Here is an 11,450-nt window from a genome sequence, read left to right on the forward strand (position 1 = left end):
GAGCCCGGCTCCGCCGGCGCAGGACCCGTGATGCCGCCGCCCCGGGGCGGGACACGGTGACCGGCCCCCTGGTGCACTACGCGAACCTCGTCTCGGACCTCGCGGTCGACCTCGCCGAGGGCGAGGCGCTGCGCGCCTGGGCGGAGCAGGCCCCGCGCGAGGTGTGGCTGATGGACCCCGGGGACGTGCTGGTGTCCCCGGTGGGGATCGGCGAGGAGTTCCTCGCGTACGCGTGTGCCCTGACCCGGGTGCCCCGGGCGTCGCTCGCCGTGATCGCCGATCCGGGTGCCTTCGGGGCGGCGGCCGCGGGGCCCGGGCCGCATCCGGCGGTCGCGGCGGTCCGCGCAGCCGTGGGGGCTCGGCCTGCGGCGGCGGTCCTGCCGACCGCGCTGGACGCGTCCGCGGTGGCCCTGGCGCGCGGCCTCGGGGTGCCCGTCCACCCGTACGCGACGGCTGACGCCGGCGAGGCGGCGGTCGGGGTGACGAGGCTGCTCAACACGAAGGCCGGGTTCCGTGAGGCGGGCCGCGCGCTGGGGATGCGGCTGCCGGACGGCCGGGTGTGCCCGCGCGCCGGGGTGGCCGCGGCGGTGGCGGAGATGCTGCGGGCGCACGGGGAGGTGGTGGTCAAACCCGACCGGTCGGCCGGCGGCCACGGCCTGCTGTTCCTGTCGGCGGCGGCCGGGCCGTGGGCCGCGCGCGGCCTGGCAGCGGTCGGCGGGGAGCGGGGGCTGTGGGTGGTCGAGGAGCGGATCGACGCGGTCCGCTCGGTGAGCGTCCAGATGGAGACGGGGCCGGACGGGCCGCGCGCCCTGTTCACGGGCGAGATGCGCACCGCGAAGGGCGCCTTCGCGGGCTATGCGGCGCCGCTGCCGGAGGCGCACGGCGGCCTGCGGGCGGTGCTGGAGGAGTGGGGCGGGGCGCTGGGCCGGTACCTGGCGGAGCGGGGGTACGCGGGGCCGTTCGGCCTGGACGCGATGGTGTCGGCGGACGGCGTCCCGTACGCCGGGGAGAGCAACGTCCGCCGCACGGCGACGACGACACCCCACGCGATGGCGGCCCGCCTCGCCGCGGCCGCCGGGTGCGGGCAGCGGGCCTGGGCGACGGGCCGGGCCCGGGCGGAGCCCGGCCTCCGCTTCGGCGCGGCGGTGGCGCGGCTGCACGCGGAGGGGCTGGCCTACGATCCCGCGCGCTGCGAGGGCGTCGTGCTGTACGCGGGGGCGCCGGCGGAGGGCGCCGTCTGGCGCTACGCGGTGCTCGCGGCGGATCTCGCCGGGGCGCTGCGGTACGAGGAGCGGCTGCACGCCGCGTGGGAGCCCGCGGGATGACGGGTCGGCCAAGTCTGTCCGGGGGGAGCAGGGTCGGCCGGGCCGCGGCCTCTGGTGCGGTGCATCGCAAGGCGCCGGCGGGGTTGCCGTGCCGGACGCCGCGGCCCCGGCCGTGTCCGCAGGACAGGCCCGTGGGGGCCGGTCCGGCTTCAGGGGCGGCGCAGCGCGGACGGCAGTTCGTCGAGGAACGCGGCCAGCGCCCGGACGCCGAGCCGGAGCGCGCCCGTGTCGGCGTACTCGTCGCGGCCGTGCCAGCCGTCCCCGGGCAGTCCGGTCCCGAAGAAGAGCACGGGGGCGTCGCAGGCGCGCGCGAGCTGGGCGGCGGGGGCGGCGCCGCCGTTGCCGACGCGGAGGGCGGGGGCGCCGTACGCCCGGCCGACGGCCCGGTCGAGGGCGGCGAGCGCCGGATGGTCCTCGGGGGTCCGGTAGGGGTCGGAGTCGGTGCCGGCGATCTCCAGGTCGTAGCGGAAGCCGGGCCGCCGCCGGTCGGCCAGCCAGCCGCGGAGCAGTTCCTCGACCCGGTCGGCGCGCTGGTCGGGGACGAGCCGGAACAGCAGGTCGGCGGAGGCCTCGGCGGGGATGAGGCCGAGCGCCGGGGTGTCGGTGCGGCCGGCCGTGAGGCGGGCCACCTCGAAGGCGGGCCGGGTCCACAGGCGCTCGGGCACGGCGAACCCGTCCTCGCCGTCGGCGGTGAAGGTGCCGGTGCGGGCGAGCCAGTCGCCGGGGTCGAAGGGCAGGGCGTCCAGGGAGGCGCGCAGGGCGGGGCCGGGAGCGGCGACGTCGTCGAGGAAGCCGGGCAGGGCGACCCGGCCGGAGTCGTCCCGCAGCTGGGCGAGCAGGCGGCACAGCTCCACGGCCGCGTTGGCGGCGGCGCCGGACACCGCGCCGCTGTGCAGGTCGCGGTTGGCGCCGCGGACGGTGAGGGTCGCGGTGACCGAGCCGCGGACGGCGGCGCATACCGCCGGCACGGACAGGGACCACAGCATGGTGTCGGAGACCATGACGACGTCGGCGGCGAGGTCGTCGGCGTGCTCGGACAGCAGGTCGGCCATGTGCCCGGAGCCTGTCTCCTCCTCGCCCTCCACCAGGTAGGCGACGGACACGGCGGGGGCGGACCGGCCGGCGGTGTGCGCGCGCAGCGCCCACAGGTGGGCCATGACCTGCCCCTTCGCGTCGGATGCGCCCCGACCGTGGAGGCGTCCGTCGCGCAGCAGCGGAGTGAACGGCCGCGTGGTCCGCCACTCGCCGGGGTCGGCGGCGTGGACGTCGTGGTGGCTGTAGACCAGCAGCCGGGGAGCCCGCGGGTCGGCGGCGGGCCAGTGCCCGAAGACGGCGGGCAGGCCGGGCGTCTCCCACACCTCCGCCCGGCCGACGCCGGTCCGGCGCATCTCCTCGGCGAGGAAGCGGGCGGACCGCCGTACATCGCCGGCCCGGCCGGGGTCCGACGACACGGACGGTACAGCCACCCAGGCGGCGAGGGCCTCCAGGTCCGCCGGCCCCGGCGGGCCGTCCCCGGCCCGGCCGGGGCCCGCCGCGTCCGCAGGTCCCGTGGTGCTCATGGCCGGCGGCTGCCCGCCCGCCGCCGGGTGCAACCCCGGCCGGCTGCTGCGGGCGTGATTGCGGCGGCCGTTCCGGGGCAGCCGCCGCGCATGAACGCTGACTCCGCTCCGGAATGGGCCTCGTACTGGACGCAGACCGCGCCTCCGCCTGCGCGCCCCGCCCTCGAAGGGAGGGTGGAGACGGACGTGGCCGTCGTCGGCAGCGGCATCGCCGGGCTGAGCACGGCCTGGGAGCTGGCCCGCGCCGGGCACCGCGTGGTGGTGCTGGAGGCGCTGCGGACCGCGGGCGGGGTGACGGGGCACACCACCGGCAAGCTCACCGCCCTGCACCCGTCGGTCTACGGGAAGCTGCGGGACAGCCGCGGCGAGGAGGCCGCGGCCCTGTACGCGCGGTCCCACAGCGCCGCCCTGGCGCACGTCCGGGAGACGGCCGCCGCGCTGGGCATCGACTGCTCCCTCGAGGACCGTGCCGCGTACACCTACTGCACGGAAGAGGAGGGTGTGGAGGAGCTGCGGGCCGAGGCGGACGCGGCGCGCGCGGCCGGCCTCGACGTGTCGTTCGTGACGGAGACCGGGCTGCCGTATCCGGTCGCCGGGGCGGTACGGGCCGACGGGCAGGCACAGTTCCACCCGCTCGCCTACCTGCGGGGGCTGGCCGAGGACCTGGCCGCGCACGGCGGCCGCATCTTCGAGAACTCCCGGGTCACGGGGCTCGGCAGGGGGACGCCGCACCACCTGACCACCGAGTCCGGGGCGACCGTCACGGCCGACGCCGTCGTCGTCGCCGCGCACCACCCGCTGTTCGACCACGCGCTGCTGGCCACCCGGCTCGACCAGCACCGCGACCTCGTCGTCGCGGGCGTGGTGCCCGCCGCGGCGGACCCCCAGGGCATGTACATCACCCGGGAGGGCGGCACCCGCTCCGTGCGGACGGCCCCGTACGGCCGGAACGGCGAGCGGCTGCTCATCGTCACCGGCGAGGCCTTCACCCCGGGCTCGGAGACGGATGTCGGCGAGCGCTACCGGCGGCTGGCCGCCTGGGCCGCGGACCGCTTCCCCGGCCTCGAGGTCACCCACCGGTGGGCGGCGCAGGACAACACGCCGACCGACACCGTGCCGCTGATCGGTCCGCTGCCCGCCGCGGGCGAGCGGGTGTACGTGGCCACCGGCTTCGGCGGCTGGGGCATGACCGGCGGCGTCCTCGCCGGCCGGCTCATCGCCTCGATCGTCGCCGGCGCGCCCGAGCCGTGGGCGGAGCTCTACGACCCCGGCCGGATCGGCCCGGTGGTCCGCGAGGCGCCCGCCTACCTGAAGGCGCAGTGGGAGGTGGGCCGGCATCTGGTGCAGGACCGGCTGCGCAGCCTCGGCGAGGGCACCCGCGGCCCCGTCGCCGAGCTGGAGCCCGGCGAGGGCACCGTCGTCCGCTCCGGCGGCCGGCCGTACGCCGTCCACCGGGACGCCGACGGCCGGCTGCACGCCGTGTCGGCGGTGTGCACCCACATGGGCTGCCTGGTCGGGTTCAACAACGCGGAGCGGACCTGGGAGTGCCCCTGCCACGGCTCCCGCTTCGCGGTCGACGGGACGGTGCTCCAGGGGCCCGCGCTGGAGCCCCTGGAGCGGAAGGACCCCGACACCCTGTGACGCCCGCCCCCGCCGTCAGGCGCGGGGGCGGCGGCGGGGTGCGCGCAGCGGGCGGAGCGTGTGCAGGGCGGTGCGGGCCGCGTTGGCGCCGGGGGCGCCGTGCACGCCGCCGCCCGGGTGCGCGGTCGCCGAGGCCAGGTACAGGCCGCGGACGGGGGTGGTGGGGCGCCCGGTGCCGGGCAGCGGCCGGAATACCAGTTGCTGGTGCAGGCTGGTCGTGCCCTGGTTGACCGAGCCGCCGACGAGGGCGGGGTTCAGCCGCTCCAGGTCGGGCGGGGCGAGGATCCGGCGGCTGCGGACGGTGTCCCGGAAGCCGGGAGCGCAGCGCTCCACCTGGTCCTCCAGCCGCCGGGCGAACGCCTCCTTCTCCCGCTCGTCCCACCGGCCGGTGATGCCGTCGCCGCCCGCGTCGGCGGTGACCGACTGGGGGACGTGCGTGTAGGCCCACGCCGACTCCGTGCCCGCGGGCGAGCGGCCGGCGTCCGCGGTCGTCATCTGGCCGAGGACGGTGAACGGGTCGCTCGGCACGCGGTGCATGGCGATCTGCGCGGACCACAGGGTCAGCTCGTCGAGGCCGTCGGCCAGGTGCACGGTTCCGGCGGAGGCCGGGCCCTCCGTCCGCCAGGGGATCGGCCGTGACAGCGCCCAGTCGACCTTGACGGTGGCGAAGTCCCACTGGAAGCGCCGCAGCGCGGCCCGGACCCGGTCGGGGACGTGCTCGGGGGCCAGCAGCCGCTCGTACAGGAGGGGGGCGGGGACGTCCGCGAGGACGGCCCGCCGGGCCGGGATGCAGGTGCCGTCGGCCGTGCGGACGGCGGCGGCCCGCCCGCCGCGCACGAGGACCTCGGTGACGGGCCGGCCGCAGTGCAGGACGCCGCCGCGGGCCGCCAGCCTGCCGACCAGGGCGCCGGTGAGGGCCTGCGCGCCGCCTTGCGGCACCGGGAACCCGTACGTCTGGCCGAGCATGCACATCAGCCAGCCGAAGCCGCCGCCGAGGGCCGATTCGGGGCCGAGGTCGGCGTGCAGGGCGTTCCCGGCGATGAGGAGGCGGCCTCCGTCGCCGTCGAACTCCTCCTCGCCGAACCGGCGGGCGGGCAGCAGCATGGTGCGCGCCAGGTGCAGGGCCCGGGTGTAGCGGAGGCGGGCGGCGAGGCGGAGGCCGGCGCGGGCCGGGGGGAAGGGGGTGAAGAGGCAGTCGAGGAGGTCGTCCCGGACCAGGTCCCACATCGCGTACATGCGTTCCCAGGCGGCCCCGTCGCCGGGGGCGAAGCGCTCCAGGGAGGCCGCCGTCTCCTCCACCCGGCCGCCGAGGACGGCGCACCGGCCGTCGGTGAGAGGGTGGGCGACGGCGGCGGGGGCGCGGCTCCAGCGCAGCCCGTGGCGTTCCAGGTGCAGGCGGCGGATGACCGGGGAGGCGGCGGCGAGCGGGTAGAAGGCGCTGAAGAGGTCGTGGACGTAGGCGGGGTCCAGGCCGCGGTCGCTGCGGACGGCGCCGCCCGGTTCGGGACCGGCCTCGCAGACGACGACCCGCCAGCCGGCGTCGGCGAGGAGGTTGGCTGCGACGAGCCCGTTGGGGCCGGCGCCGATGACGACCGCGTCGGGGTCAGGCATGGGCGCCGGCCCGTTCCTCGCAGGTGCGGGCCAGGCGGGCGAGCATGCTGCGGTGGCGGAGCTGGGAGACGGCGTCGATGGCCGCGTGGTGGAAGGTCCACCCCCTGCCGCGCAGCGGGTGCTCGTCGAGGACGACGAGGGTCTCCTCGCCCCACGGCACCAGTTCGATGGCGATCCGGGCGCTGGCGTATCGGCCCGCCTTGGCCTCCAGTTCGAGGCGGCGGGGCGGCTCGTGGATGCGGACGATGGTGCGGCCGTCGTAGTCCCACGGGCCGATCCTCAGCCGGTAGCGGAGGGCGGATCCCTCCTGCGGCCAGCGGTCGTCCTCCTGCCGGGAGTCGTACGTGCCGACGACCCACTCCGCGTACCGGTCGCCGTCGCACAGGACGTCCCAGACGCGGTCGGGCGGGCACTGCACCAGCCGGTGCTGGACTGCCATGGCTCTCCCCTTCCTGAAGGCGGGTGGCGGGGCGCGCCTACCCTGCGGCGGCGGGCCCACACGGCCGCGCGCTCACCGCGCCGTCGCGGGGGCCCGTCCCGGCAACGGGGTGCGGCGGCCGCACAGGGCGGCGCGTACGGCCAGCACCGCGGCGGCGGCCGCGGCCGCCCGGCGTGCGGCGGTGCGGGCGCCGCCGTGGCGACCGCCGTGCAGGGCGGCGCGGGCACCGGTCGGCGTGTGCAGGTTCCCGGGCTGCGGGAGCCGCGGCCTGCCGCGCGGCAGGTAGGCCCGGTCGGTGCGCCGGGCGATGCCCCGCCGCAGCAGGCCGGGCGCGAGCGCGTGGGCGGCGGCCATCGAGCGGGCGTACGGGCCCACCAGCACCCGGTCGCGCGGCCTGCGCGCCGCGCGCACGACCGCGCGCGCGACGCGCTCGGGGGTGGCGAGCGGCGGCAGGGAGCGGAGGGCTCGGCCGCTGTGGTTGGCGGCGCTCAGGAAGAACGGGGTGTCGACGCCGGTCGGCAGGACGGTACAGACGGAGATCCGGCGGTCGCCCCGCAGGGCCAGCTCGCGGCGCAGCACGTCGTCGAAGGTGGCCAGCGCGGCCTTCGACATGGCGTAGGCGCCCATGTACGGGGCCGCGACGGACGCGCCGAGGAGGGAGGCGACGTCGACGAGGACGCCGCCGCCCTGGCGGCGCATGACGGGGACGGCCGCGCGGGCGCCGTTCAGGGCGCCGACGGTGTTCACGTCGAGCAGCCGGCGCACCTCGTCCACCGGTACCTGGTCGAAGCGCCCCAGGATCCCGACCGCGGCGGCGTTGACCCACACGTCGATCCGCCCGAACCGGTCGACGGCGGCCCGGGCGAGGCCGGCGACGGCCCGCTCGTCGGTGACATCGGTGGGCACGGCGAGTGAGGGACCGCCTCGACGGCGGCACGACTCGGCGGCCTCCTCCAGCTGCGCGGCGCTGCGGGCGGCCAGCACGGTGCACGCCCCGCGGCGGGCGCAGGCCAGCGCGGTGGCCCGGCCGATCCCGCTGGAGGCCCCGGTGACGACGACGACCCGCCCCCGCAGGGACGCTCTTCCACCCATCTGCACCACCTCCGGCACACCGGCTCCGACGCCCGGCGCCTGCCCGGCCCGCCGATGGCCATCCCCACCGCGTGGCGTGCGCCGCGGCAGCGGGTCGGCGCGGTACAAGTGCCGTGCGCGTGGGTGCCCGGCTGCCGCGGGGGCCCGGCCGGAGCGGGGTGCATCCGCTGCGCCCGTGCGCGGAGAAGTGGGTCCGACGGCAGGCGGTGCGGGAAGGAGGCGGGGCGTGGGGCGCGGGGCGGAGGCCGACGTCGATGTGGTGATCGTCGGCGGCGGGGCTGCGGGGCTGTCGCTCGCCCACGCCCTCACCCTCCCGGGCGCCCGGCGCGAGCTGTCCGTCGCCGTCGTGGAGACGCCCCGGCGCGGGCTGCGCCCCGGCGACCGCACGTGGTGCTTCTGGCAGGCCGGTCCGGCCGACCACCCCGAGGCCGAGGCCGCGTCCTGGGCGCGGCTGCGGGTCCGGGGCCGCGACGGCGGTGTCGTCGACGGCGAGCTGCGGGAGCTGCGGTACCGGATGCTGCGGTCGGACGCGTTCGAGGCGTCGGTCCGCTCCCGGCTGTCCGCTCTGCCCGCCGTCCGGCTCGTGGCGGCGACCGCGGAGACCGTCCGCGACATCGCGGGCGGCGCGGAGGCGGTGTGCGCCGGCGCCGACGGCCGCCGCCTCACGGTCCGCGGCCGCCACCTGTTCGACTCGCGTCCGCTGCCCGCGCTCCCGCCGGCCCGGACCGTGCTGCTCCAGCACTTCCGCGGCTGGTTCGTCCGCACCGCCCGCCCGGCCTTCGACCCGGACGTGGTCGAGCTGATGGACTTCCGGGTACCGCAGCCGGCCCGCGGGCTCGCCTTCGGCTACGTCCTGCCGCTCGGGCCGGCGGAGGCACTCGTCGAGTACACGCAGTTCTCCCGCGCCCCGCTGGCCCGCGACGCCTACACGGCCGCCCTGGAGCAGTACACCCGCGAGGTGCTGCGGCTGGGGCCGTTCGAGGTGCGGGCGGTGGAGTCGGGGGTGATCCCGATGACCGACGCGCGCCACCGCCGCCGGGCCGGGGCCCGCGTCCACCTCATCGGCGCCGCCGGCGGCGCGACCCGGCCCTCGACCGGCTACACGTTCTCCGCCGTCCAGCGGCAGACCCGGGCCGTCGCGGCCGCCCTGCGCGACGGGCGGGCCCCGCGGCTGCCCGCGCCGCACCGCCGCCGGGCCCTCGCGATGGACGCCGTCGTCCTCCGCGCCCTGGACACCGGCCGGATCGACGGCCCCCGCTTCTTCACCGACCTCTTCCGCAGGGTGCCCGCCGAACGGGTGCTGCGCTTCCTCGACGGGACCACGTCCCTGTGGGAGGACCTGCTCGTCGGGTGCGCCACCCCCGTCGCACCCATGCTCCGCACCGTCGCCGAACTGCCCTTCCTGCCCCGCAAGGCCGCGCCCGCCGCCCCCCGTGAAACGAGGCCCGATGAACCAGACGACGAGACTGCTGCGGGGCGCTGACCTCGCCCGCGCCTTCGACCGGGCGTCCGGCACCTACGACCGGCTCACCGGCCTCAACGCCGGCTACCACGCCGACCTCCGGCGCTCCGCCCGCCGGCTCCGCCTGCCCGCCGGCGGGGCCGGCCTGCACCTCCTGGACGCCGGGTGCGGGACCGGGGCATCCACCGCGGCGCTGCTGCGCGCCGCGCCGTACGCGCGGATCACCGCTGTCGACGCGTCCGCGGGGATGCTGCGGCGGGCCGCGGCCAAGCGGTGGCCGGCGGGGGTGCGCTTCGTGCACGCCCCGGTGGAGCGGCTCGCCGAGGCAGGGGTCACCGGCCCGTTCGACGCGGTGTTCGCCGGCTACCTCTTCCGGAACGTGTCCGACCCCGACGCCGTACTGGCCTCCGTGCGCTCGCTGCTGTGCGACGGGGGGCGGCTCGCGGTGCACGACTACAGCCTCAGCGGGTCCCCCGCGCACCGGGCGGTCTGGTCGGCGGTGTGCCGGGCGGTCGTCATCCCGGCCGGGTCGCTCACGGGCAACCGGGGCCTGTACCGCCATCTCCACGGCAGCGTGCGGGCGTTCGACACGGCCCCGCGGTTCGCGGAGCGGATGGCGGCGGCCGGGTTCTCGGGCGTACGGGTGCTTCCGGTGCCCGGCTGGCAGACGGGCATCGTCCACACCTTCCTCGGCAGCCGGCCCGTGCCCGCCGCGAACGGGGGCGCCGCATGAGCGCCGCGGGCGTACGCCCCTCCCCCGGCCCGGCCCGCGCACCCCGCCGCGGCCGGGACCGCCGCGCCGAAATCCTGCTGCCGCCGCCCGGCAGGCCCCGCTTCACCGGGGCGGGAGCCCCGCGGGCCGCGGTGGTCGGCGGGGGCATCGCCGGCCTGGCCGCCGCCACCGCCCTCGCGGAACGCGGCGTACGCGTCACGCTGTACGAGCGCCGGCCGGTGCTGGGCGGACGGCTCGCCGGATGGCCCACACAGCTTGCCGACGGCTCGACGGTGACGATGAGCCGCGGATTCCACGCGTTCTTCCGCCAGTACTACAACCTGCGCGGCCTGCTGCGCCGGGCCGACCCCGCCCTCTCCGCCCTGACCCCCGTACCCGACTACCCGCTGCGCCACCGGGGCGGGCTGACCGACAGCTTCGCCCGGGTCCCCCGCACCCCTCCGTGGAGCGCCCTCGGCTTCGTCGCGCTCAGCCCCACCTTCGGCTGGCGCGACCTGGCCGCCCTCAACCCGCGGGCGGCACTGCCGCTGCTCGACGTCCGGGTGCCGGACGTGTACGAGCGGTTCGACGGGGTCAGCGCCCGCGACTTCCTCGCCGCCGTCAACTTCCCGGAGGCCGCCCACCACCTGGCCTTCGAGGTGTTCTCCCGCAGCTTCTTCGCCGACCCGGGGGAGCTGTCGGCGGCCGAGCTGCTGCTGATGTTCCACATCTACTTCCTCGGCTCCGCCGAGGGGCTGCTGTTCGACCTGCCCGACGAGCCGTTCCCGCAGGCGCTGTGGGAGCCGCTCGGCCGCTACCTCGACCGGCTGGGCGCGGACGTCCGCACCGGTGCGCCAGTCGACGCGGTCGTCCCCCAGGCCGACGGGACGCTCGGCGTCGAGTCCGGCGGCGCCGGCGCCCGCCACGACGCCGTCGTGCTCGCCCTGGACGTACCGGGCCTGCGGTCGCTGGTGGCCGGCTCCCCCGGCCTGGGCGACGGAGCGTGGCGGGCCGGGATCGCCGCGCAGCGCACCGCGCCGCCGTTCCTCGTGTCGCGGCTGTGGCTGGACCGGCCCGTCCGCCGGGACCGGCCGGGGTTCCTCGGCACGAGCGGGTACGGCGGGCTGGACAACGTCAGCGTCCTGGACCGCTGGGAGGGCGAGGCCGCCCGGTGGGCCGGGCGCACCGGCGGCAGCGTCGTGGAGCTCCACGCGTACGCCGTGGACGGGCCCGCGGCCCGCGACCGCGGCGGCGTGGAGCGCGGCCTGCTGGACCGGCTGCACGAGGTCTACCCGGAGACGGCCGCGGCCCGCGTCGTGGACTCCCGCCACGAATGGCACGAGGACTGCCCCCTGTTCCCCGTCGGCGGCTACGCGGCCCGCCCCGGCGTACGCACCCCGCACCCGGCCGTGGTGGCGGCGGGCGACCTGGTCCGCGGCGACCTCCCCGTCGCCCTGATGGAACGCGCGGCGACGACGGGCATCCAGGCGGCGAACACGCTCCTACAGCGATGGGGCGTCCGCGGCCACCCCCTGTGGACGGTCCCCCGCAAGGGGCGCTCCCCCCTCCTGCGGACCCTCGCCTCCCTCGCCGCCGACTCCTGACGCCG

Annotated in this window: 9 protein-coding genes; 5 read left to right on the plus strand and 4 right to left on the minus strand. The window is 78.1% G+C overall.

The window, feature by feature from the left end; all coding sequences use genetic code 11:
* Window positions 1-56: 56 nt before the first annotated feature.
* A complete protein-coding gene (locus tag ACZ462_RS24740; protein WP_467808388.1) occupies window positions 57-1,325 on the plus strand; it encodes a preATP grasp domain-containing protein in 1,269 nt (422 codons plus the stop codon).
* A gap of 149 nt (window positions 1,326-1,474) precedes the next feature.
* On the opposite strand, the gene ACZ462_RS24745 is transcribed toward ACZ462_RS24740, so the two are convergent.
* Window positions 1,475-2,884 (minus strand): M20/M25/M40 family metallo-hydrolase, encoded by a 1,410-nt coding sequence (locus ACZ462_RS24745; RefSeq protein ID WP_467808387.1) that lies wholly within the window; start codon window positions 2,882-2,884, stop codon window positions 1,475-1,477.
* 90 nt (window positions 2,885-2,974) lie between these two features.
* Here ACZ462_RS24745 and ACZ462_RS24750 point away from each other — a divergent pair, with 90 nt between their 5' ends.
* Complete coding sequence (locus ACZ462_RS24750) at window positions 2,975-4,525, plus strand: FAD-dependent oxidoreductase (RefSeq protein ID WP_467808386.1); 1,551 nt, start codon at window positions 2,975-2,977, stop codon at window positions 4,523-4,525.
* Window positions 4,526-4,540: 15 nt separating this feature from the next.
* On the opposite strand, the gene ACZ462_RS24755 is transcribed toward ACZ462_RS24750, so the two are convergent.
* The 3 genes from ACZ462_RS24755 to ACZ462_RS24765 form a co-directional block, all read right to left on the minus strand.
* A complete protein-coding gene (locus tag ACZ462_RS24755) occupies window positions 4,541-6,136 on the minus strand; it encodes a phytoene desaturase family protein (protein WP_467808384.1) in 1,596 nt (531 codons plus the stop codon).
* A complete protein-coding gene (locus tag ACZ462_RS24760; RefSeq protein ID WP_467808383.1) occupies window positions 6,129-6,575 on the minus strand; it encodes an SRPBCC domain-containing protein in 447 nt (148 codons plus the stop codon). Before ACZ462_RS24760 ends, ACZ462_RS24755 begins: the two co-directional genes overlap by 8 nt.
* A gap of 72 nt (window positions 6,576-6,647) precedes the next feature.
* Window positions 6,648-7,667: an SDR family NAD(P)-dependent oxidoreductase gene (locus ACZ462_RS24765; RefSeq protein ID WP_467808382.1), complete on the minus strand. Its 1,020-nt coding sequence runs from the start codon at window positions 7,665-7,667 to the stop codon at window positions 6,648-6,650.
* A gap of 226 nt (window positions 7,668-7,893) precedes the next feature.
* Between ACZ462_RS24765 and ACZ462_RS24770 the strand changes: the two genes are divergently transcribed.
* The 3 genes from ACZ462_RS24770 to ACZ462_RS24780 are packed head-to-tail and all read left to right on the plus strand — an operon-like array spanning window position 7,894 to window position 11,445.
* On the plus strand, window positions 7,894-9,150 hold the full coding sequence (locus ACZ462_RS24770) for a lycopene cyclase family protein (protein WP_467808381.1): 1,257 nt from the start codon (window positions 7,894-7,896) through the stop codon (window positions 9,148-9,150).
* Complete coding sequence (locus tag ACZ462_RS24775) at window positions 9,116-9,862, plus strand: class I SAM-dependent methyltransferase (protein ID WP_467808379.1); 747 nt, start codon at window positions 9,116-9,118, stop codon at window positions 9,860-9,862. The genes ACZ462_RS24770 and ACZ462_RS24775 overlap by 35 nt, the downstream gene beginning before the upstream one ends.
* Window positions 9,859-11,445, plus strand: a complete 1,587-nt coding sequence (locus tag ACZ462_RS24780) for an FAD-dependent oxidoreductase (RefSeq protein WP_467808377.1) — start codon at window positions 9,859-9,861, stop codon at window positions 11,443-11,445. The genes ACZ462_RS24775 and ACZ462_RS24780 overlap by 4 nt, the downstream gene beginning before the upstream one ends.
* Window positions 11,446-11,450: the final 5 nt, after the last annotated feature.

Source organism: Streptomyces sp. NPDC031121, from assembly GCF_055570615.1.